At 30.1% G+C, this 23,561-nt stretch carries 17 protein-coding genes; 15 read left to right on the top strand and 2 right to left on the bottom strand.

The features are described 5' to 3' along the window. Positions 1–380 precede the first annotated feature (380 nt). From OREMA_RS0100415 to OREMA_RS0100400, 4 genes are all read left to right on the top strand, one after another. Positions 381–1,325 carry an aminoimidazole riboside kinase gene (locus tag OREMA_RS0100415; RefSeq protein ID WP_018247303.1) on the top strand — a complete coding sequence of 315 codons (945 nt, stop codon included), beginning with the start codon at positions 381–383 and terminating at the stop codon, positions 1,323–1,325. 99 nt (positions 1,326–1,424) lie between these two features. After that, on the top strand, positions 1,425–2,435 hold the full coding sequence (locus OREMA_RS0100410; protein WP_018247302.1) for a LacI family DNA-binding transcriptional regulator: 1,011 nt from the start codon (positions 1,425–1,427) through the stop codon (positions 2,433–2,435). Between the two features lie 299 nt (positions 2,436–2,734). After that, positions 2,735–4,099, top strand: a complete 1,365-nt coding sequence (locus OREMA_RS0100405; protein WP_018247301.1) for a sucrose-specific PTS transporter subunit IIBC — start codon at positions 2,735–2,737, stop codon at positions 4,097–4,099. Positions 4,100–4,322: 223 nt separating this feature from the next. Continuing rightward, positions 4,323–5,801 (top strand): glycoside hydrolase family 32 protein, encoded by a 1,479-nt coding sequence (locus OREMA_RS0100400; RefSeq protein ID WP_018247300.1) that lies wholly within the window; start codon positions 4,323–4,325, stop codon positions 5,799–5,801. Positions 5,802–5,909: 108 nt separating this feature from the next. Here OREMA_RS0100400 and OREMA_RS0100395 read toward each other — a convergent pair whose 3' ends face one another. Then, the gene (locus OREMA_RS0100395) at positions 5,910–6,605 is read right to left on the bottom strand and encodes an HD domain-containing protein (protein WP_018247299.1); all 696 of its coding nucleotides are present in this window, start codon (positions 6,603–6,605) and stop codon (positions 5,910–5,912) included. A 233-nt stretch (positions 6,606–6,838) separates the two neighbouring features. On the opposite strand from OREMA_RS0100395, the gene OREMA_RS16875 reads away from it, so the two are divergent. Beyond that, positions 6,839–8,422 carry an alpha/beta hydrolase-fold protein gene (locus OREMA_RS16875; RefSeq protein ID WP_018247298.1) on the top strand — a complete coding sequence of 528 codons (1,584 nt, stop codon included), beginning with the start codon at positions 6,839–6,841 and terminating at the stop codon, positions 8,420–8,422. Positions 8,423–8,518: 96 nt separating this feature from the next. Beyond that, positions 8,519–9,439 carry an alpha/beta hydrolase gene (locus tag OREMA_RS0100385; protein WP_018247297.1) on the top strand — a complete coding sequence of 307 codons (921 nt, stop codon included), beginning with the start codon at positions 8,519–8,521 and terminating at the stop codon, positions 9,437–9,439. Between the two features lie 59 nt (positions 9,440–9,498). On the opposite strand, the gene OREMA_RS0100380 is transcribed toward OREMA_RS0100385, so the two are convergent. Beyond that, a complete protein-coding gene (locus OREMA_RS0100380; RefSeq protein ID WP_018247296.1) occupies positions 9,499–10,122 on the bottom strand; it encodes a PilZ domain-containing protein in 624 nt (207 codons plus the stop codon). Between the two features lie 481 nt (positions 10,123–10,603). On the opposite strand from OREMA_RS0100380, the gene putP reads away from it, so the two are divergent. From putP to OREMA_RS0100335, 9 genes are all read left to right on the top strand, one after another. After that, positions 10,604–12,073, top strand: a complete 1,470-nt coding sequence (gene putP, locus OREMA_RS0100375) for a sodium/proline symporter PutP (protein ID WP_018247295.1) — start codon at positions 10,604–10,606, stop codon at positions 12,071–12,073. A 276-nt stretch (positions 12,074–12,349) separates the two neighbouring features. Further along, the gene (locus tag OREMA_RS16870) at positions 12,350–13,384 is read left to right on the top strand and encodes a peptidoglycan DD-metalloendopeptidase family protein (RefSeq protein ID WP_157279979.1); all 1,035 of its coding nucleotides are present in this window, start codon (positions 12,350–12,352) and stop codon (positions 13,382–13,384) included. A 238-nt stretch (positions 13,385–13,622) separates the two neighbouring features. Next, positions 13,623–14,321 (top strand): glycerophosphodiester phosphodiesterase, encoded by a 699-nt coding sequence (locus OREMA_RS0100365; protein WP_018247293.1) that lies wholly within the window; start codon positions 13,623–13,625, stop codon positions 14,319–14,321. A gap of 236 nt (positions 14,322–14,557) precedes the next feature. Further along, positions 14,558–15,133: a TetR/AcrR family transcriptional regulator gene (locus OREMA_RS0100360; RefSeq protein WP_018247292.1), complete on the top strand. Its 576-nt coding sequence runs from the start codon at positions 14,558–14,560 to the stop codon at positions 15,131–15,133. 19 nt (positions 15,134–15,152) lie between these two features. Then, the gene (locus OREMA_RS0100355; RefSeq protein WP_018247291.1) at positions 15,153–16,430 is read left to right on the top strand and encodes a TolC family protein; all 1,278 of its coding nucleotides are present in this window, start codon (positions 15,153–15,155) and stop codon (positions 16,428–16,430) included. 19 nt (positions 16,431–16,449) lie between these two features. After that, the gene (locus tag OREMA_RS0100350; protein WP_018247290.1) at positions 16,450–17,718 is read left to right on the top strand and encodes an efflux RND transporter periplasmic adaptor subunit; all 1,269 of its coding nucleotides are present in this window, start codon (positions 16,450–16,452) and stop codon (positions 17,716–17,718) included. Next, positions 17,718–20,795 (top strand): efflux RND transporter permease subunit, encoded by a 3,078-nt coding sequence (locus tag OREMA_RS0100345; protein ID WP_018247289.1) that lies wholly within the window; start codon positions 17,718–17,720, stop codon positions 20,793–20,795. The genes OREMA_RS0100350 and OREMA_RS0100345 overlap by 1 nt, the downstream gene beginning before the upstream one ends. Before the next feature lie 168 nt (positions 20,796–20,963). After that, entirely contained in the window at positions 20,964–22,163 is a 1,200-nt protein-coding gene (locus tag OREMA_RS0100340; RefSeq protein ID WP_018247288.1) for a dicarboxylate/amino acid:cation symporter, read from the top strand. 464 nt (positions 22,164–22,627) lie between these two features. Next, positions 22,628–23,548 (top strand): HlyD family efflux transporter periplasmic adaptor subunit, encoded by a 921-nt coding sequence (locus OREMA_RS0100335; protein ID WP_018247287.1) that lies wholly within the window; start codon positions 22,628–22,630, stop codon positions 23,546–23,548. Positions 23,549–23,561 lie beyond the last annotated feature (13 nt).

The raw sequence follows: 23,561 nt of genomic DNA, 5'->3' as shown, positions 1-23,561 counted from the left end.
AAAAAATTTAATTATATGATAAATTTTATTATAAAAACAGTCTGTCAATTATCTACAGGCTGTTTTTATGAGTGGCTTTAAATTTATAATTAATTTTAATTGACATAAGGCTACTAAATTTATATTTTAAACAAAAAACAATAAAAAGAAGGCGTAAATTTATTTTATATTATTATTTAAATTATTAAAATTATAGCTGAATTTGACAAAATTTAATCTAGTCTATATAATTATTCCCAAAACAGATAGGGTTTTTTATTATGGGAATTTTAATATTTTCAACTTGTCACTTGTTATTGCTTACATATCATTGGATTTATTGAATACCACTACTAATAGGTGGATAGAATATAAAAATAATAGAAAAAGAGGTGTATTTAATGAAAGGCATCATAACTTTAGGAGAGGCGTTAATTGACTTTATACCTTTAGATGAGGAGAATATCAATTTTAAGAAGAACCCAGGGGGGGCTCCTGCTAACGTAGCAGTAGGTCTTAGTAGATTAGGAGCAAAATCTAGTTTTGTAGGTAAAGTAGGTGATGATGTATTAGGTATCTTTTTAAAAGAAACCTTAGAAGAAAAAGGTGTTAATACAGAATCGATGGTTTTAACTGATGAAGCTAGAACAGGGTTAGTGTTTGTTACTTTAGATGAAAGTGGAGAGCGTAGCTTTAGTTTTTATATTGATCCTAGTGCTGATACTTTTTTAAGCAAAGAAGATATAAATGAGGATATCTTTAAAGAGAATAAGATTCTACATTTTGGTTCTATCTCTTTAATTCATGAACCTGCTAGAACTGCGACTAAGTATGCTGTCAAAAAAGCACAAGAGAATGGAATGTTAATCTCTTATGATCCCAATTTGAGATTGAATCTTTGGTCTAATGAAGCTGTAGCAAAAGAAGGTATTATCTCTATGCTATCTGAGGCAGATATTCTTAAAATTTCTGATGAAGAATTAGAATTCATTACTGGAGAAGATAATGTAGAGTCTGGAGTTGAGATATTAAAAGCAGAGTATGATATTCCTTTAATCTATGTGACTTTTGGTAGCAAAGGATCTTATTATTATTATAAAGATCAATTAGAATTTGTAGAAACTATGAAGGTAGAAACAGTAGATACTACAGGAGCAGGAGATGCTTTTGTATCAGGTATTTTATATAATTTAAATAAGACTGAGAAGAGTATAGAAGAATTTGACAATGGCTTTTTAAACTATACTTCTAAATTTGCTAGCATTTCAGGAGCATTAGCAGCTTCTCAAAAGGGAGCTATGTCAGCACTACCTACTTTAGAGGAAGTTGAAAAGATATTGAAATAATTTTTTCTTTAAAGGTATTGACCTATAAATTAATATATTGTATAATATTTATAAGAAGTTTTGGGAACGTTCCCAAAAGCAAAGGAAGGGTTTATTAATATGGCTATTACAATTAAAGAGATAGCTAAATTATCTGGTGTTTCTAAATCTACAGTTTCAAGGGTAATTAATAATGCTGAAAGTGTTAGTGATAAAGCTAGGTCTAAAGTTCAGAAGGTTATAGAGGAGACAGGTTATATTCCCAATTCTATAGCAAAGGATTTAAAGAAAAATAGCACTGATAGTATTGGCATTATAATACCTAGGATTAACACAAATACTATCTCTTCAGCAGTAGAAGGAATAAGTAATATTATGTATGATAATGGTTATAGTCTTTTGCTGACCAATACTAGATTAGACATTAAAGAAGAGATTAAATATTTAGAGTTATTAAAAGAGAAGAGGGTAAGTGGAATCTTATTCTTTGCTACTGAGGTTACTCAAAAGCATATTGAAACTTTAAATAAAATTAATCTGCCAATTGTAGTTTTAGGTCAAGATATCAGTGATATGGTTAATTTTCCATCAGTTATCCATGATGATTTTAATTCAGCCAAAGATATAGTTGAGTATTTAATCGGATATGGGCACCAAAGAATTGCTTATATTGGTGTGCATGAAAAGGATGTTGCTGTGGGACAATTGAGAAAAAAAGGCTATGAAGAGGCATTAAAGAATAATGATCTTGAGCTTAAAGAGGAGTATATTTATACAAAAAGTGATTTTTCTATTAGCTCAGGTTACGAAGGTATGAAAAAGATAGTCAAAAATTCTAAAGAATTACCGACAGCTGTATTTGCAGTAACAGATAGTTTGGCTATTGGAGCTATAAAATATCTCAAAGATAGTGGATATAAAGTTCCAGAAGATATATCTGTAGTAGGTATTGGTAATTCTGATATAAGTTCTTGGATGACTCCAGAGTTGACTACAGTTGATTATGATCATCTTAAGTCTGGAGAAGAGGCATCTGAACTTTTATTAAAGTACATTAATGGAGATGAGTTTGAAGACAAATTAATCATGGATTATCATATAGTAGAAAGAAATAGTGTGAAAAAAATATAGGTATATAAACTATACTTATATTTTTTAAGGATTTTGGGAACGTTCCCAAAAAAGTTTTATAAGATGTTTTGATACTTTAGAACGTTTCCAAAATTATAAATTTAGATAAGGTTATAACTTATATAAGTTTATTTTTGCAATTGTTTGAATGCTTTCATTAAAAAGAGGAGATAATAAGAGAAAAATTTTATAAGTTATAGTAAAATCATATAAGTTCATAATGAGATATAAGTTTATAAGCTCCTCTCTATTATACTAAGTTAATATTTCAATAAATCATTAACTAAGGAGGAGATAAAATGAATTATAGTGAAGTTGCAAAACAGATTTTAGAAGCTATTGGTGGGGAAGAGAATATTGATAGTGCAGCACATTGTGCTACAAGATTGCGTTTAGTGTTAAAGGATAATGATAAGGCAGATAAAAGCAAAGTGGAGGATATTAAAGCAGTAAAAGGAGCTTTTATTAATTCGGGACAGTTCCAGATTATAATCGGGCAAGGAACAGTTAATAAGGTCTATGCAGAGTTGACTAAAGAAACAGGAGTTTCTGAAGTGAGTACTAGCGAAGCTAAGAAAGAAGCTATGAAGAATTTGAATCCATTACAGCGTTTTGCTAGAATGTTATCAAATATCTTTGTTCCTATTATACCTGCAATTGTAGCTAGTGGATTGTTAATGGGACTATTAGGTATGGCAAGTAGGTTTAATTGGGTTGATCCTAGTAGTTCACTATTCACCCTATTAAATATGTTCTCTAATGCAGCCTTTATCTTTCTACCAGTTATTATTGCTTTCAGTGCTGCTAAAGAATTTGGAGCCAATCCTTATTTGGCAGCAGCTTTAGGTGGTATTTTAATTCACCCTGCATTACAGAATGCTTGGACAATGGGTGAGGGGATAGAAAAGACTTTAGATTTGTTTGGTATGCAAATAGGAATGGTAGGTTACCAAGGTACAGTATTACCTATTTTACTGGCTGTATGGGTAATGGGATATATTGAAAGAGGTTTGAGAAAAGTTGTACCAAATGCTTTAGATATCATTCTAACACCATTTATAACTATTTTAGTTACAGGGTTTGTATCTTTAATTGCAATTGGTCCTCTTATGAGATTAGTAGGAGATGGAATTTCATCAGCTATCTTATTTACCTATGATACTGCTGGTATCTTAGCTGGTCTAATCTTTGGTGGTTTATACTCATCTATAGTAATTACTGGTATGCATCATAGTTTCCATGCAATTGAAGCAGGCTTGTTATCTAAATACGGAGTTAACTTCTTATTACCAATCTGGTCAATGGCTAATGTTGCCCAAGGTGGTGCTGCTTTAGCGGTATATTTCAAAACTAAGAATACAAAGATGAAAGCAATTGCTTTACCAGCAGCTACTTCTTGTTTATTAGGAATTACAGAAGCTGCAATCTTTGGTGTTAACTTAAGATTAGTTAAGCCTTTCATTGCTGCGGCAATCGGTGGTGCTTTAGGTGGTGCTTATCTTGTATTAACCAAGGTTGGAATGGTTGGCTTAGGAGTAACAGGTATTCCAGGAGCTACTATTGTAGAAGCTGGTTCCTTAGTTAACTATATAATCGGGTTCTTAATTGCCTTTGGTGGTGCTTTTGCAGCAACTTGGATTATAGGATTTAAAGAAGATAAATAATGTAATATAAAGAAGGGGGGGAACCCTCTTCTTTATAATTTTACTTTAAAATTTAATTTCTTATTTTAATAATTTGAATTTGAAGATGGGATTAAGTGCATTTTCTTAATTTTAACTTTAAGCTCAAATGATGATAAGGGTTAATTTGGGAATGAGATTTATAATATTTTTATTTTTCCAAATAACTAACCAACTAATTCCTAACTTATAAAGAGGTGAAATTATGAGTAAAGAGAAAAAAGAAAGACTATTAATTAAAGCCAATAAAGCTATTAAAGAGAATAGAGATAAAGTAGAAAATGATTATTATAGATTAAGGTATCATGTAATGGCACCAGTCGGATGGTTGAATGATCCAAATGGATTTATTCAATTTAATGGGGAATATCACTTGTGTCATCAGTTTAACCCAGTATATCCAGAAGACAAATTAATTTATTGGGGGCATTATAAGAGTAAAGATCTTGTGCATTGGGAAGAACTACCCATAGCTTTAACTCCAAGTGAATGGTATGAAACCCATGGCTGTTACTCAGGGAGCGCCTTTGATAATGATGGGGTATTGACATTAATGTATACTGGTAATGTAAAAGATGAAGAAGGAAATAGAGAGACTTATCAGTGCTTAGCTATAACAGAGGATGGAATAAATTTTGAAAAATTAGGTCCAGTGATTGAAAATCAACCTCAGGGATATACAAGGCATTTTAGAGATCCTAAGGTTTGGAAGAAAGATGGAGTCTGGTATATGGTTATTGGTACTCAGACTGTTGACTTAGCAGGAAGGGTTTTGTTATATAAGTCAAATAATTTAAAACAGTGGCAGCTAGTAGGAGAAGTAGTTGGAAGCCAGCTTGGTGATTTTGGTTATATGTGGGAATGTCCAGATCTATTTGAGTTAGGTGATAAAGATGTTTTGCTTTTTTTACCACAAGGGGTAGAAGCTAAGGATCACCTTTATAATAATATCTACCAAGCAGGATATGTAGTAGGTGAATTGGATTATGAGACTGGAATAATGGAACATGGTGATTTTAAAGAGTTAGATCGGGGCTTTGATTTTTATGCTGCTCAAACTACTATTGATGATAAAGGAAGAAGAATTATGATTGCTTGGATGGGATTACCTGAAGAGGATGAGAATTATGCAGAGAGAGAAAATGCTTGGATTCATTGTATGACCATTCCACGTGTTTTGGAGTTAGGCGAAGATAAGCAATTAATTCAAAAGCCTATTCAAGAGTTAAAAACTTTAAGAGAGAATTATAGAGCTTATAGTAATATATTGATTAATAATCAAGAAATAGAGTTAGAAGGAATATCAGGTGATGTAGTTGAATTGATCGCTGAATTTGAAATTGAAGATATAGAAGAATTTGGTATCAAAGTTAGATGTTCAGCAGAGAATAACGAGGAGACATTAATCAGTTATAATCCTGCAGATAATAAAATATCCCTAGATAGAGATAAATCGGGAGCTGGAGGTAAGGGGATTCGTCAATGTTATCTAGAAGATAATAATAATCTTAAATTACATCTGTTTTTAGATAGATCTTCTTTAGAGTTATTTGTGAATGATGGTAGAGAGGTATTTTCAAGTAGAATCTACCCAAGGAAAGATAGTAGGTCAATTAAATTTTTTGCTATAGGTGGTTCTGTTAATTTGAGAAGGATTGAAAAATGGGATTTAAAGAATAAATAAAGGTTATTTTTATAATAAATTAATTAGTTAAGCAAGGTTTATATTATATCTATTAATTGAATAGATTAAAAAAAATAAAGTAAGAGAATATTCTCTTACTTTATTTTTTTATTTTAATAGTTTCTTTTCCGCTAGTAATTGGTTAAACAAACTTTTGAAATTTTCATTACAGGATAATATTCTTTGTGAATTTTTTATTTCTTCTTTAACAATGTTCTTGCTTTCTTTTAAATAAAAGGAATTATAAGCGTAACCATTATCTCCGTATTTTTCTTTTAAATGGCTATATATTTCTTTATATCTTTGATCAAGGGATAGTTCTGGATTATAACTTATGGTATAGTTCCAACATCTTATAATCATTTCTTTAATTTCTAATCCATCTATTCTATCTGCATCTGCTATTATCTTTCCATAAATTGATTTAGGAGTACCTTGCAATGAAGCTCGGTGATCATGGCAAGCTTGAGCAATTATTTTGATTTTTTCTATACTAAAAAACTCCTTCAATGTGGTATCTTGTTCAGTAAGTATTTTTGAATATTTATGGTGATATTCTCTACTTTTCTTTTTATTGTGAGGGAAGAAGCCTAAACCAATATCATGATAAGCTGCAATAGTATAAGCTATGTCTAAATTCTTTGATAAAATTTGCGCTAGCTCTAAAGATGCTTTAATGACTTTATCTACATGATTGATATTATGTGCTTTATCAAATTTATGATATAAGCTTATTATATTTTCTTCGATATATCTCTTCAATTGTGGGCTAATTAATTTTAATAACTTATTATTAAAATCCATAAATTCACCTCTTTTAGATCATTTTTATATGTTATTTTATCACTTTCATTTAATATATCAAGTTTTTTTATTAATTTAGATCTGTTTATTATAATAAATAGATTTAGATTAAATAATTGTAAATATTTTATTTATTATTTGCAGGAATTTTATATTTTTCATCTAAAGTATAATTATAGCATTACAGAAGTGATTAATTTGTAGATAATTTTAATACAAGGGGGAAGTTTAAATTGAGAAAGATAAATATGATAATATTAATATTATTAGTATCTGTTTTATTATTAATGACTACTAATTCTTTGGCTTTAGCTCAAAAAAGTGATGAGCTTTATTCAGTAACCTTTAAAGTAACAGTCCCTAAAAATACACCTTTGGAGGATAATATATATGTTGTGGGTGATTTTAATGAATGGCCTGATAAAGGTGGTATGAAGTTAACTCGAAATGAAGATTATACTTATAGCTTTACTTTGACTAAAGCAGCTAATACTATAATTCAATACAAGTTTACTAGAGGAGATTGGTCTAAGGTAGAAGAGAAGAAGAATGGTAAAGATATTCATAATAGAGTTTATACTTTCAAAGAAGATAATCAAGTTGTAGAACTTAAAATAGGTAGATGGACTGATCTTGGAAATAAGTCATCGAAAGGAGTTACTGTAGGTGATAAAGTAAATAGTATATCTACAGTAACTTTTAAGGTAACAGTTCCTAATAATACACCTTTAGAAGATAATATATATGCTGCTGGAACTTTTAATGACTGGCCTGATAAAGGTGGTAGAAAGTTAAATAGAAATGAAGACTATACTTATAGTTTTACCTTGACTAAACCGATTGGGAATATAATTCAGTATAAGCTGACTAGAGGAGATTGGTCTAAGGTAGAAGTGCAGGAGAATGGAACAGATATTTACAACAGAATGTATACTTTTTCAAAAGAAGATCAAACTGTAGAAATCAAAGTAGCTAGATGGGCTGATTTAGGAAGGAAGTCTCCTAAAGTGATGACTATAGGAGATAAGCTAAATAGTACGGTCAGTGGTAATATTAAAGTTGTTAAGAAATTTAATAGTAAAAAGTTAGATAGAAAACCTGATATTCAAATTTATTTACCATCTGACTACAATAAAGGTAATAAAAGATACCCAGTACTTTATATGCAAGATGGTCAAAATCTTTTTGATAATACAATAGCTGATGATTTGGAATGGAAAGCTGATGAGACAGCAGAAAAGCTATTTAAGAAATCTAAAATTGATGGTATTATAATAGTAGGTGTAAATCATGCTGAAAGTAATAGAAGTATAGAGTATTCTCCATGGACAGATGAACCATATATAAACAATGCTATGGGTGATAAATATTTAGAATTTTTAGTTGAGGAGTTAAAGCCTTATATTGATAAAAATTATAGAACCTTATCTGATAGAGAGAATACAGGAATTGCAGGAAGTGAAATGGGAGCATTAATCTCTTTTTATGGGGGGTTAAAATATCAGAATGTTTTCTCTAAAATAGGAGCATTTTCGCCAGCATTTTGGATTGCTAATGGAAGAATTTATGATTCAGTAATGGAAATTGGTAAAGAAGAAGAAATGGATATCTATTTATATACTGGAGGAAAAGAGTTAGGTAAGTCACAACTTGATAGACAAGTTGTTAATAATAATTACTATATGGCAGATTTACTTAAAGAATCAGGTTTTTCTTCAGATGAAGTAAAATTAGTTGTAGATCCAAAAGGAACTCAAGACGAGAAATATTGGTCTAAGTGGTTTGAAAATGGATTGTTATGGCTATATAAAAAGTAAATTATAAAGGGAGTCTATATTAATTTTAAAATGATCTCAACTGCTTATTTAAATAAGCAGTTGAGATCATTTTTTTAAAGGAGGTAGAAGTAGTTTATGAAAAACATATTATTTGTGATTATAAGTTTTGTATTATTAATAACTTATAATCACAAGGCTGATGCAATTAGTATTAATTCAGACGAAAAGATTGTAGATGGTTATGTAGTCAAAGAATATCAAGGAATAAGCAATTTAGAGCTGATTAAAGATTTTGATATACCTCAGTTTAAAGGGGTGAAGAGAGATCTGTTGGTTTATTTACCTGTAGGATATAAAGAATCTAATAAGAGATATCCAGTATTATATATGCATGATGCCCAGAACCTCTTCACAATTGATTCAGCAAATTATGGAGGATGGCAGATAAATAAAACTTTGGAAAGGTTAATAGCAGAAGACCGAACAGAAGGTGTAATAATAGTAGGTGTCTATAATGATGGATCTAATAGGGCTAGTGAGTATTCACCTTGGGAGTATTGGTTGTTTTATAATAAAATTAAAAATCCATTGGGAGAGGAGTATGTAGATTTTATTGTTAATAAATTAAAACCATATATAGATAAGAATTACAGGACATTATCTGACAGAGAAAATACAGGAATTGCCGGAAGTTCTTTAGGCGGACTAATATCTTTTTATGCTGGTTTAAGGTATCAAAATGTTTTTTCCAAGATAGGAGTTTTTTCTCCTTATTTTACTGCTGAAAAAGCTAAGATTAAAGAAGTATATAATTTCTCTAAAAAAGTAGGCAAAAGAGAGAATATGAAAATTTGTTTTTATGTGGGCGGTAAAGAGTTTGGAAGAACAGAATATGATAAAAATTATTTAGAGGCTACTAAAGAAATGTATAATTTACTAAAAGATATAGGTTTTGATGAGAATGAACTAAGATTACTAGTAGATAAAAAAGCAGTTCATAATGAGAGGTATTGGGCTAAGTATTTTCCTGAAATCTTTTTATGGCTGTATGAATAGTAATAAACAAGGATTCTGAATTAATTCAGAATCCTTGTTTATTACTATGTTCAACTTAACTAGTATATCCAATTTCTTATTTCATGTTGATTATTGGGATTATCAAATTGAAAATTAAGCCCATAAGAATATTTTTGATTTGTTATCTTTTTGGACCAGATGATTTTACATGAGATATTGGAGATAGAGATTGGAATGGAACTAACATCTAATAGTAACTCAGTATCTTCAATTCTATTTTCAGCAATAAGTTTAGCACCTGTGGGACTGATATTTTCAATGATTCCATTATACCTAATTGAGTTAATTAAATATTTAGTTTTGATATTAACCTTTATACGGTCATATTTTCTTTTTTCAACATGTAATACTTCTCCATCCAATTCTATAGAGTATGATAGTTCTGACTCTTTCTTCCCTTTAATAGCTATAGGAATATGATAAGATCCGCTGTTACTTCTAAAAATAAAGATTAAATTACCGATTTTGGGTATAGTAACAGCCTCTTTGTTACTATTTTTTAAGAAAAAAGAGACTTCTAAAGAAGTATTTGAGATAAATTTATTTATTTTTACTAAGTAAACAATATTATTAACCTTAATTTCAGTTGTTTTCTTAGCAGATTTATTCTTTATAAAGAAGTTTTTTAAATCAAAATTTTTAATTTTTTTAATCATACTCATAATTTATCAGTCCTATTTTATTAATTAATGGATTTCAATATTAAAGTAATAGAAATTTATTCATATATTAATAAATTATTCATAACTACTAATAAGTCCTTTAGAAAATCGTAAATTTTTTTATGATAATTGTAATATGCTAAGAATAAAGAAATAACAAAATATAAGAAAGCAAAAAAATTAGTAAAGAATAAAAATGGTGTATTAGAAAATCTTAGACTAAATATTGAGACCAATATAAGTAATAAGGGTATGCTTTTTATATTTATACATAATCAGCCCCTCTATAAAAGATTAGATTATGAGTCTTATTAAATTGCTAATATCGTAGTAGCTGTTATATCTATTTGTACAATATTAGTAAATAAGAAGAGTAGTGTAGTTGTATTATTAGTGAATAATTATAAAATGATTTGAATGATAAAAAAAATTATGGTATGATGGTAAAAGATAATTTCAGAGTAGAGAGGAGTAAAGTATAATGATACAGATACAGACATTAGTAACTTTTATAATTTATTTTATCTTTTTAATGGGGATAGGAATTTATTTTTATAAGAAGACGACTAATATTGAAGATTACTTACTTGGTGGTAGAGGTATGGGTAGTTGGGTAACAGCTCTATCTGCTCAAGCAAGTGATATGAGTGGTTGGCTATTAATGGGATTGCCTGGAGCAGTTTATCTAGGAGGGGGCAAGGAATCTTGGATTGCTATTGGTCTTTTCATTGGTACAGTACTTAATTGGAAATTTGTTGCACCTAGACTAAGGGTTTATACAGGAAATACAAACTCTATGACTTTAGCATCCTTTTTTGAGGATAGATTTCAAGATCCAACTGGATTATTAAGAGTTATAACAGCAATTATTACTCTTATATTCTTTACAATTTACTCATCGTCAGGCTTGGTAGCTGCAGGTAAATTATTTGAAGCTATGTTTAGTATAAACTATAGTGTAGCAGTAATTGTAGGTGCAATAGTAATAGTTCTTTATACTTTTTTGGGAGGATTTCTGGCAGTATGTTGGACAGACTTATTCCAAGGTATACTTATGTTTTTAGCGATTACTATAGTGCCTATTTTGGCTTATAATAATGTTGGTGGAATCGATTCTATTAGAGAAGCTATGATATCTAAAAACATATCTATGGGGTTGATTCCTGAAGTTAATTTACCATTACTAGCTATTATCTCTACTATGGCATGGGGATTAGGTTACTTTGGTCAGCCACATATATTAGCTAGATTTATGAGTATTAAATCTATCAAAAAACTACCAGAAGCGATGACTATTGCAATTGTTTGGGTTTTAATCTCTTTGGGAGGTGCAGTTGTAGTAGGGTTAATTTCAATACCTATGTTCCCAAATATCGCAGATAGTGAAAGAGTATTTATTGAGATGATTACACAAATATTTAATCCATGGGTTGGCGGAATACTATTAGCAGCTATTTTATCAGCTATTATGTCTACTATAGATTCACAGCTATTAGTTTCTTCTTCAACTTTGACAGAAGATTTTTATGATAAAGTTATTAAAAAGGATGCTAGTGAAGAGGAACTAATGCATGTGGGAAGAATTTGTGTATTATTAATTTCGGTTGTAGCTTTATTCTTGGCTTTAAATCCAAATAATACAGTATTAGGTTTAGTTTCTTATGCTTGGGGAGGTTTTGGAGCTGCCTTTGGTCCAGTAGTTTTATTTGCTCTATTCTCTAAAAAGACTACTTGGAAGTCTGCTTTAGCAGGAATGATAGTTGGTACTATTGGATTAGTCATCTGGAAGCAAGTTGGTTTAGGTTCAATTATGTATGAGATTGTACCTGGATTTATTGCAAATGTCTTAACAATTTCTATTATTAATATCTTCATAGTAGAAGAAAATGATCAAATTTTAGATGAATTTGATCAAGTAGTAGAAATTGTTCAAAATGGTGATTTGCTTTAAAATATTTTTAATTTTGAAAATTTAGTATCTGAATTAAATAGATATAACCATAATAACTTAAGCACAGACATATGTCTGTGCTTAAGTTATTTGAATACTATAATTATGAAAATGAATGGTAATAGTTTCTTGTTCTTTGTTTAGTAGTAAGAAGGATTTTATTGAGGAAATGGAAAAGTAGTTAATATATATTTCATCTTTTATTATTGTAAAACCTAGATATAGTTTGAATTATTTTTTAAAGTTAAAGATTTTAGAAGGGAGAAACTAAATTTGGTGAATAATAATAGAGTATATTTGATTATATTACTTATAATTTTAGTTTTGATGATTACAAATAATATAGTATTAGCTGATGATTTTATAACTAATAAGCCTACTATTAAAAGGGTACAGTATAATTTATTGATATTGGGGTATGATGTTGCTCTAACATCTAAGCTCGATTCTAAAACTTATGAATCATTAGTAGACTTCCAAAATAAGAATAAGCTAAAAATCACAGGCAAAGTTGATCAAGAGACCTTTTTTAAATTAGAACAACTTGTTAATTTTAAAAGTTATCTAGTAGAAAGTGGTGACACTTTAGAAGGTATAGCAAAAGAATATAATTTAACTTTAGATTTAATAAAAAGAGTAAATGATATGAGTTCTAGCAAATTGAATATAGGAGATGAAATAATTATTCCCCAAAATAATTTAGGGGAATTAGAATCCTATAATTTGAATAAAATAATAAATTATAGGATAAAGCCTACAGACAATTTACATCAGATAGCTAAAAAATTTAAAATTAATATAGAAGTATTGAAGAAAATTAATAATATAAGCTATAAGAATATTACTAAGATTAAGATGCTGAGGATTCCGATTAGAATTACAGAATCTAAATTTAATTCTAATAAATTTACTAAAAATGATATTCTTAATCGCTTAGTTGCTCCTGTAAAGATTAAAGTTTCATCTAAGTTTGGTTATCGAAAACATCCTATTTATAAGAAGAGAATATTACATAAAGGTGTAGATTTAGCAGTTGTTAAGGGAACTAAAGTTAAAGCTATACAGAAGGGGATAATTTTATATGCAGGTTGGATTAGAGGATATGGAAAAACTATAACTATTGATCATGGTAATGGGGTAGTTAGCTTATATGCCCATAATTCTAAGTTATTAGTTTCAAAGGGTGATAAGATATTGGCTGGTGAGGTAATTTCTCTTTCAGGCAATAGTGGAAGAAGTACTGGACCTCATTTGCATTTAGGAATTTACATAAATAATAAAGCAGTAGATCCTTTGCAATATTTAAGATGAGGTTTAATGGGGATAATGCGACACTTTTGCTACTAGCTTTTAGCTGTTCCTACGGGTTCGAAAATCATAAACCCTTCGTGATAAATCTGCTATTAGCTAAGACCTTAAAAGCTAAAGGCTAGTAGCCAGTAGCTAGCAGCTAATAAAATCTCTTTCTATAGAGATATATTTTGATTTTATATCTTGTTAAATATAGTTGATGGAAAGATCCTTTAATTCAAGAAGTTGGAGGTTAATTATGATTAAAATAGGTCATCGGGGTCTGGCAGGAATAGCTCCTGAAAATACAAAGATATCATTTATTAAAGCAATAGAGTATGGACTTGATATGGTAGAATTAGATATCCAATTAACCAAAGATAGAGAGTTGGTAGTATTTCATGATTATAATTTGCAAAGAATTGCTGCTATAGATAGAAGAGTAGAAGATATGACTCTAAAAGAATTAAAAGAGATTGATATTGGTGAGTGCTTTGATATGAAATTTAGTGGTCAGAGGATATTGGACTTGGAAGAAGTGATTAGATTATTACGAGGGAATCTAAAAATTAATATAGAGATTAAAATAAACAGAAAAGAAGCTAGGTTTATAGCTGATAAGTTGATAGCTATATTAGACAGGGAAGATTTTCAGGATCAAGTTATTATATCTTCTTTTGACCATAAAATGATTAAATATATTAAATCGATTATCCCTACTATAAAAGCTGCAATCTTAGTATCTTCTTTAACAATAAAGCCTATAGAATTGATTAATTCTGCAGCTGCTGATGGAATACATCCACACCATTTAGTTATAACTGAAGATTTTGTAAGAGAGATCAAGAAAAAAGGATTTTTTATCAATACCTGGACTGTTAATGATAAACAAGAGTTTAAAAGGTTAAGTGAACTAGGGGTAGATGGTATTATGAGTGATTATCCTTATTTTTTCTAAATTTATAGATGGATAATAGCTAGTTTAGTAAATTAGTTTATCAAGATAAAGAAGGAGTTAAAAATTAAAATATTAGAATTACTATCAGTGTAATCTGCTGATAGTTTTTTTATTTGCAAACCTAGAATTATTATCCCACAATGTAAAATGGTTGACTTTAAGGAAAACTTATGTTAACATATTGACTAAACAGTCAAACTGACCAGTCAGCCAAAAAATAAAAAGGGGTATGATATATGGGGAAAAACTCAAAAAAGGAGAGATTGATTCAAGCAGCAATTAAATTATTTGCTAAACAAGGTTATCATAATACAACTGTTGCTGAGATAGCTGATGAAGCAGGAGTGGCTAAAGGGACAGTTTATTGGTATTTTGATAGTAAAGAGCAGTTGTTTTGGGGGATTATCGTTTCAGGAATTGAATTGCTTAATGAGAAATTAGTAAGAGAGGCTCAAATCCCTAATAAAACTGCTATAAAAAAATTAAAAACCATAATTAGATCACATCTTGATTTTTTCAAAGAGAGTAAGAATATAGTTAAGATGATTCAAGATAGTTCAGTTACTCCTGATAAGCACTTTAATAAGAAGATACACAAGTTACGAAAAGAATCAATTGATAATTTATCTAAAATAATTAAAGAGGGACAAGAAGGTGATGAATTTGTTATAGACATTGAATCAGAAGAGTTGGCTAACTTTATTTTAGGGTCTATTGGAGGGAGTTATAATCCTAGTGTTTATAAGTTAGAAGATGTGGAAGAGACAACAGATTTAATTTTAAAGATTATGTTAAGTGGAATTAAGGCTTAATAGATTAAGGAGGATTGTTATGAAGAGAAGACAAGTTTTTATCTTAGTAATTATTTTATTATTCAGCTTATCTACTATTACTTCTGCTTCTCAGACTATTAATAAAGAAGAAGCAATTAAAATTGCTGTGGAAGAGAATTCAGAATTGAATAAATTAAGAAAAGAGGTTGAAAGAACAGAAGCCCAATTAAAGGAAGCCAAAGGTGCCTTTTATCCTACGCTAGATTTAGGAAGTAACTATACTAGATCTGGTGAAGAACCACAAGTTGGAGCTAGTAAAGATAATTATAGTGTCAGTTTGAATTTAAAGCAACCTTTATTTAAAGCAGGTCAGTTAAGATCTGCCTATGAAATAGCTAAAAATAATTTAAAAATTAGCAAATTACAGTTAGAACAGAAGAAAGAAGAGGTTATTTATCAAGTGTTAGAAGAATATTACAATATTTTAAAGATTAAAGAGACAGTTGATCTTAGAAAGCAACAAGTTGATCAGAATAAAGAGTATGTAAAGGTTGCTGAAGTTAATAAAGAGGTTGGAATTAGTACAAAAAGTGATCTGTTACAGGCTAAGGTTAGTTATAACCAAGCTCAGCAGGAATTATTGATTTCTAAAAATAACTTAGAAACTGCTAAATTAGCCTTAAAAAATACTTTAAATATGAGCGATGATGTTGAACTAAAGATTAGCGATGCTTTAAACTGGCAAAAAGCAGAGTTTAAAATGGAAGATGTTTATGAGTATTCCTTACATAATAAATCTACCTTTAAGCTATTAGATTTACAAGAAGAGAATGCAAAATTAAACTTAAAGAATAAGAAGAATAGTAATATCTATCCTGAGATTAGTTTAAATGCAGGTTATGAAGCTAGTGATGATAAGCTAACTGTTAGTGATGGTGATTGGCAGACTACTTTAAGCTTTAGCTATAATTTGTTTAATGGTGGTCGAGATAAGCAACAAGAAAAGCAGTTAAAGAAAGTGCTAGAAAAGATTAAGATAGATCAACAACAGACCAAAAAGGATATTAGATTATCAATTAAAACTACTTTACTAAATTTAAGAGCAGCAAAAGAGAGAATTAACTTAAATAAATTAAATTTAAAACAGGCTCAAGAGAATTTAAAAAATAATGAATTAAAGTTTAAAGAGGGGATTATTAGTAGTTTAGACTTATTAGATGTTCAAACTACTTATCAACAAATTCAAATTCAGTATTATCAAGCAATTTATGATTATAATCTAGCAGTAGCTGAGTTGAATAAAGTAATAGGCAAGATTACTGAAGAAGCCAAATAACATCTGAGGAGGAAGTATCATGTTAAAAGATTATAAGAAGATGGTTATGATTTTATTAATATTTGGGTTAACAATTACTGTTTTAACAGGGTGTGGATCTAATAAAGGCAAACAAACGTCTGATCAAGAAAAAACTCAACAAGCAGTTGGAATTCCAGTAGAAATTATAACAGCAAAGACTGGTGAGATATCTAATTATATTACAGTTACAGGCACGGCTAAAGCAATTAAGTCGTCAAGTTTAACACCAGAATTACAAAAGAGAGTAACAGAAATTTTAGTTGATGAAGGAGACAAAGTTAAAGTTGCTGATAAGTTAATTCAGTTAGATCAAGCAGATATTAAAGCACAAGTAGCTGAAGCTAAAACAGCTTTTAATTCTGCTCAAGCAGCTTTAGAAGAACTTCTAGCTGGAAGTAGACAAGAAGAGATTGATAAGTTAACTGCTCAAGTAGAACAAGCTAAGGTTAGTTATGAGCAGAAAGAAAGAGACTATAAACGTTATCAAAGGCTATTTGATAAAGAGGCTATCTCTAAACAACAATTAGAGAGTGTTAGAACAGAATATATAAGTGCTAAGAATAATTATAAAGCACTACAAGAGTCTTTAAAGATGGCTCAAGCTGGTCCAACTCAAGAAGCAATCAATACTCAAAAATCTAATGTAGAGCAAGCTCGGGCTCAATTAAATACAGCACAATTAAATTTAGATAAGACTCAAATTAAAGCACCTTTTGCGGGATTAATAGCAAAGGTTGATATTGAAGTTGGTGAAATGGCAGGAGCACAAGCAGTAATTTCCATTTTAGATCTTAGTTCAATCGAAATAAAAACTTATGTTAGTGAAAAAAATATAAATAGTTTAGAGTTGAATCAGTCGGTAGAAGTGGATTTTAATGCTTTAGACCATAAACTAGAAGGTGAAATTGAGAATATAAGTCCAGCATTAAATCAAGAAAAGCTAGGTTTTCCAGTTGAAATCAAAGTTAATAATACTAATAATTTAATCAAAGAAGGGATGTATGCTGAGGTTAAGATTAAAACAGAGCATAGTGCTGGCAAAATAGTTATTCCTAAGCAAGCATTAATTCAGGAGAATGATAAATCTTATGTTTATATAGTTAAGAAGAATAAAGCAGTAAAAAAAGAAGTCAACACAGGATTAACTACAACAGAAAGCATAGAGATTTTATCAGGAATTGAAGCAGGAGATAAAGTGATTACTGTTGGTTCAGAACAAGTAACAGCTGGATATGAAGTGCGAATTGTAGGAGGAGGTGAGCAATAATGAAGCTATCGGATTTTTCAATAGATCGTCCAATAGCTATTACTATGTTTGTTCTCTTAGTTGTATTGATTGGTGGTGTATCCTTTACTAGACTAGGTGTTGATTTTTTGCCAGATTTAGACTTGCCATATGTTGTTGTTCAAACTCAATATAATGGTGCCAGTCCAGAAGAGGTAGAGGATTCCCTGACTGATCCCTTAGAAGAGACTATAGCTACAGTAGAAGGATTGGACAAGATTAGTTCTACAAGTAAAGAAGGTGTCTCTACAATCATCTTGGAGTTTAACTGGGGTGCAGATATAGATAGTGCTAAAAATGATGTTAGAGATAAGGTTGATATGGTGAAAGATGCTCTGCCTGATGGGGCTGATGAACCAATTATTATGCAATTTGACCCGGCCAATAGACCGATTATTAAGATAGCTATGTCTGGTGGTAATTTAACTTATCTAAAACAGCTAGCAGAGGATAAATTCGAAACACAGCTAGAGAAGATATCTGGTGTTGCAGCTGTAGATATTGTTGGAGGTTTAGAGCGAGAGATTCAAATTAAAGTTAATCAAGAGAAGTTAAATGGTTATGGCTTGACCTTAGATGATATATCATCTAGTATTAAAAGTTCTAATTTAAATATGAGTGTTGGTGAAGTAGATGATGGTACTAAAGAACTTTCGTTAAAGGGAGAAGGAGAATTTGAAAGTGTAGATGAGATTAGAGATATTCAGTTAATATCTTCTAGTGGTCAGAAGATAAATCTATCAGATATTGCTGTAGTTGAAGATACTCATGCTGAAATAGAGCAGTATAGTTATTTGAGAGGTAAGCGAAGTATTACTTTAGGAGTAAAGAAACAAAATGATGCCAATACTGTAGAAGTAGCCGATGCAGTTAATAAGCAGATAGAAGAATTAAAGCAGGAAGTTCCTGAGAATATCGAAGTTAAGGTTATTTCAGACACCTCTGAATTCATTAAAGACTCTATTGCCAGTGTGCAACAGAACTTCTTTATGGGGGGAATCTTAGCAGTTATAATTCTATTTCTATTTTTGAAAAATATCAGAACAACAGTAATCATTTCAACTGCGATTCCAACCTCAGTAATTGCCACTTTAGCAATGATGTACTTTGGAGGACTGACTTTAAACAACTTGACCTTAGGTGGATTGAGTTTAGGAATTGGAATGCTATTGGATAACTCGGTAGTAGTATTAGAGAATATTTATCGTCATCATCATGAAGGACTAGGTAGGATTCAGGCAGCTAAAGAAGGAACGGCAGAAGTAGGGATAGCTATCTTTGCTTCTACTATGACTACAGTAATTGTATTCTTACCTATGGTCTTTGTGGAGGGGATTGCTGGTGAAATCTTTACTCCAATGTCAAAGACTATAGCATTTTCACTACTTGCTTCTTTAGTAGTTGCTCTGACCTTTATACCAATGTTATCTTCCAAATTATTGCGAGTTGAGATAGATGAAGAAAAGAATAAACGGGGAATTGTTACTAAAGCATATCAAAAACTTTTGAGAGTGGCTTTAAAATGGCGTTATGTTGTTGCTATATCTTTGATAGTTATTCTAGTCTTGTTTGCTTTTGGACTTAAAAGTAAATTAATCCCTCTACAAGTTGAATTTATGCCTAAGACTGACAGAGGAGTAGTAAACCTTTATTTTGAATTAGCTCAAGGTACTAAGCTAGAGAATACTAATGAGTTCATTAAAGAGATGAAGGATAAGATTGGGGATATTCCAGAGATAGATAGTTTATCTAGTGAAGTTGGATCTAATAGTAATAGCTATGAAGGTGAAATAGAGGTAGATTTGGTAGATTTAGCAGAAAGAGATCGTGGTGTTACTGAGATAGCTGAGATAATTAGAACTAGATTAAAGGATGTGCCTGGAGCTAAAATCAATGTTGTGCCACAGACTTCAGCGATGGGGCGTAAAGGTAAAGGTGGTAGTGCGATTAGTGTTAATGTTCAAGGGCCAGATTTAGACACTTTATTAGCTTTAGCTAAGCAGATAGAAGGAGAAATTCAATCTACAGAAGGAAGCAGAAATATAGCAATTACACCTAAAGCTAGCAAACCAGAGTTGGAGATTATCCCAAAAGAGAGTTTAGCTAAAGAATTAGGAATTACTAAGCGACAATTATTTAATGCTTTAGATACTGCAATCGATGGTGCGGATGTAAGTAAGTATAAAGAGAATGGAAAAGAGTATGATATCCGCTTGAAGTTATTTGATGAAGAGACCAATTCGATTAATAAGTTATTAGACATTAAGATCAATTCTCCAAAAGGGGGATTAGTACCATTATCACAAATAGCTGAGATAAAATATGCAACAGGTCCAAATGCTATAGAAAGAGAAGAGCAAGAACGTAAGTTTACTATCTCTACAGATACTCACAATCGTAGTTTAGGTGCGGTATTAGGAGATATTAAATCTAAACTAAATAAGATAGATCTTCCAGCTGGATATAGTATTAACTATCAAGGTGATGCTGGAGATATGAAAGAATCCTTCCAAGAATTAGGGAAGGCGATGATTATGGCAATCATCTTAGTCTATATGGTAATGGCTGCTCAGTTTGAATCTTTAGTCCATCCATTTATAATCATGTTTACAGTGCCAGTCTCTCTGGTAGGAGCAATCTCTGCGTTGGCAATTACAGGTGTTCCTTTAAGTATTAATGGTTTTATAGGAATAATTATGCTGGCGGGAATTGTTGTTAATAATGGTATCGTATTGGTTGATTATATCAATACTCGCCGTGAACATGAAGAACGAGAAGAAGCTATTTTAAATGCTGGACCGATCAGATTAAGACCAGTTATGATGACTTCATTGACAACGATACTGGCAATGATACCTTTAGCTTTAGGAATTGGAGCAGGTGCTGAGATGCAACAATCGATGGCAATTGTAGTAATTGGAGGATTATCTCTTGCTACAGTTTTGACCTTAGTAATTGTTCCAGTTATTTATGATATCATGGAAGATATTTCTAAATTAGTAATGAACTTTTTAAGAAATCTTCTCCATGGAGATGAAGAAACAGAGATAAAAGCATAATAAAAATAAAAAGTGTTGCTTGGGTTTTTACCCAAGCAACACTTTTTATTTTGTGTTAGCAATATTATATTTAGAAATATTACTTGAAAATTTTTAAGAAAGTTTGTATAATTATAAAAGACAAATGTCCATTTATGACAAACATAAGTAATTAGGAGGAGAGAAGAAATGAAAAGATTAGGCTTATTACCAAAACTAGTTATAGGTATTGTTGTAGGATTGATTTTAGGGAGTCTTTGTTTAAAAGTAGGAGTAGAGTGGCCAATTAGTTTATTTAAAACATTTAATAATATTTTTGGGAGTTTCTTAAGTTATATTATTCCTGTTATTATTATTGCTTTTGTTGCTCCAGGTATTGCTGAACTAGGGAAAAGAGCTAGTAAATTGCTAGGGTTAGCAACAGGTATAGCTTACTTATCGACTATTATTGCTGGAACATTAGCTTTTATTTTAGGTAAAGCTGTACTGCCAGCTTTACTAGATGGAAGTCAAGATTTAAATACAATAGAGAATACAGTAGATGCTTTTTTCACTATCGATATTCCACCAATGATGGGAGTTATGACAGCCCTAGTAACTGCCTTTATGATTGGGCTTGGGATGGCCAATTTAAGTGAAAAGAATCTTTATAATGTAATTAAAGATTTTCAAGGTATAGTGCAAAAAGTAATTAAAGTAGTTATTATTCCATTATTACCTATACATATTGCAGGTATTATTGCTAATATGAGTTATGTGGGTAAAGTAGCTTCTATTATGGCTTCTTTTGGTAAGGTTTACATCTTAATTATTGGTTTACAAACTACTTATGTGATTATTCAATATTTGGTAGCATGTAATATTGCCAAGAAAAACCCTTTCAAAGCAATAAAAAATATGTTGCCAGCTTATTTTACAGCTATAGGAACTCAATCTTCAGCAGCCACTATTCCAGTAACTGTTCGTTCTGTACTAAGTAATGATGTAGAAGAAGATATAGCTGAATTTGTTGTACCGTTAGGTGCTACAATTCACTTAGCAGGAGATACAATTACTTTAACATTAGCTTCAATGGCAGTTATGATGTTAAGTGGTCAAGCAGTAACTTTTGCAGCAATGTTTCCATTCATTCTAATGTTAGGGGTTACGATGGTTGCTGCACCAGGTATTCCAGGTGGAGGAGTAATGGCATCTTTAGGGCTATTAGAAGGAATGCTTGGATTTGGAGGAATGCAAAAGTCTCTGATGATTGCCTTACACTTAGCTCAAGATAGTTTTGGTACTGCATCTAATGTTATGGGAGATGGTGCTATATCAATTATTATGGATAGCTTATCTGAGAATAAGAATATTACTAAGCAAGAAGAGATTAATAATGAAAGTTTATAATTTTATATAAATTTATAAATAAAAAGAGCTTAATCATATGATTAAGCTCTTTTTATTTATAAAGATAAATGCTATTGAGCTTTAGTAGTAAATCTGTTATAATTGATAATTAAATAGCTTAAATCTATATTATAATGGAACATCTAAACATAGGTATAATTATCTTAACAAGACCAATTGATGAAATTAAAACATATTTTTACATATTACTTAATATTATATTAAATAGATAGGTAGAGTAATCCTAAGATGAAATATATCTTAGATAGGTAGAAAACCTTCAAGAAACATTAAATTTAAGATTATTTTTAAATATAAGTAGGAATTATATGATTTGAAAAAGAAATATATAATTATATAAATCCTTTGCTAAATTACTAGAGTTAATTTAACATTAAATTTTATAAAAGTATGGAGTAATAATCTCTAAAAATTTATTGCTTTTAATTGAAGGTAGGGTTACTATGAGAGATTTTGGGAGAATAACCAGTAAGGTTGATCATAAGAAGGTAAAAAGAAATAATTTGAGTGGATTTATTAAATTCTTATTAACAATTATTATTAGTGGATTGTTAATTATTTTTATAATTAATTTTTTAGGTTATCATTCTAGTAAGATAGTAATGACTTCCTATGAAACAATTAAAGATCATATTAAAACTTCAGGGCTTTTGATTAGAAAGGAAAGGGTTACCTTTGCTCCTAAAAGAGGAAAAATTAAACTTTATCAAAACGAAGGGGAAAGAATAAGTACAGGAAACCATATAGCAACTATTCGTAATATTAATGAAGAAGATAACTTATATAATTATTATGCTGGAATAGTTAGCTATAAAATAGATGGTTTAGAAATGACCTTAAGAGAAGAGAATATTGATAAATTAAACTATGACTCTTTTATTAATTTAAAAGGTAAGATTAATCCGATTAACTCAGGAGATAATGTTAATCTTGGTAGACCAATTTTTAAAATCATTGATAATTTTACTTTTTATCTAGCGGTTTTATTACCCCAAAATCAACTATCTAACTATGAAGTTGGAACTACTATAGAGGTATTATTTTCTCAATTAAAAGGAGTTTATTTTAAAGGGAAGATAAGATCTATTATTCCAGATAAACCTCAAAATATTATGGTAATTAAATTTAACAAATTTATTCCTGAATTAGTTGATTTAAGAAGAGTTGATGTTGAAATTATTAGAAAAAGATATCATGGAATAGTGGTTCCGAGTTCTTCTTTGGTAAAAAGAGGTGATAAAGTAGGAGTTATGGTAAATGGTTATACTAAAAAATACTTTAAAGAAATTAAAGTATTAGGAGAAGTAGAAGGAAAAGCAGTTATTAAAGGAATAGGACCTGGAGTTAAAGTAATTCTAAATTAATATTATTGTGATG

Source organism: Orenia marismortui DSM 5156, assembly GCF_000379025.1.
In the GTDB taxonomy this organism is placed as follows: domain Bacteria; phylum Bacillota; class Halanaerobiia; order Halobacteroidales; family Halobacteroidaceae; genus Orenia; species Orenia marismortui.
The sequence above is the reverse complement of the archived record's forward strand: the minus strand, read 5'-3'. Positions and strand labels throughout refer to the sequence as shown.

Coding starts and splice junctions, on each gene's coding strand:
- OREMA_RS0100345 (WP_018247289.1), top strand. CDS start 17,718: ATGAAGCTATCGGATTTTTCAATAGATCGTCCAATAGCTATTACTATG.
- OREMA_RS0100395 (WP_018247299.1), bottom strand. CDS start 6,605: ATGGATTTTAATAATAAGTTATTAAAATTAATTAGCCCACAATTGAAG.
- OREMA_RS0100355 (WP_018247291.1), top strand. CDS start 15,153: ATGAAGAGAAGACAAGTTTTTATCTTAGTAATTATTTTATTATTCAGC.
- OREMA_RS0100405 (WP_018247301.1), top strand. CDS start 2,735: ATGAATTATAGTGAAGTTGCAAAACAGATTTTAGAAGCTATTGGTGGG.
- OREMA_RS0100335 (WP_018247287.1), top strand. CDS start 22,628: ATGAGAGATTTTGGGAGAATAACCAGTAAGGTTGATCATAAGAAGGTA.
- OREMA_RS0100360 (WP_018247292.1), top strand. CDS start 14,558: ATGGGGAAAAACTCAAAAAAGGAGAGATTGATTCAAGCAGCAATTAAA.
- OREMA_RS0100365 (WP_018247293.1), top strand. CDS start 13,623: ATGATTAAAATAGGTCATCGGGGTCTGGCAGGAATAGCTCCTGAAAAT.
- OREMA_RS0100350 (WP_018247290.1), top strand. CDS start 16,450: ATGTTAAAAGATTATAAGAAGATGGTTATGATTTTATTAATATTTGGG.
- OREMA_RS0100410 (WP_018247302.1), top strand. CDS start 1,425: ATGGCTATTACAATTAAAGAGATAGCTAAATTATCTGGTGTTTCTAAA.
- OREMA_RS0100415 (WP_018247303.1), top strand. CDS start 381: ATGAAAGGCATCATAACTTTAGGAGAGGCGTTAATTGACTTTATACCT.
- OREMA_RS0100380 (WP_018247296.1), bottom strand. CDS start 10,122: ATGAGTATGATTAAAAAAATTAAAAATTTTGATTTAAAAAACTTCTTT.
- OREMA_RS0100340 (WP_018247288.1), top strand. CDS start 20,964: ATGAAAAGATTAGGCTTATTACCAAAACTAGTTATAGGTATTGTTGTA.
- OREMA_RS0100385 (WP_018247297.1), top strand. CDS start 8,519: ATGAAAAACATATTATTTGTGATTATAAGTTTTGTATTATTAATAACT.
- putP (WP_018247295.1), top strand. CDS start 10,604: ATGATACAGATACAGACATTAGTAACTTTTATAATTTATTTTATCTTT.
- OREMA_RS0100400 (WP_018247300.1), top strand. CDS start 4,323: ATGAGTAAAGAGAAAAAAGAAAGACTATTAATTAAAGCCAATAAAGCT.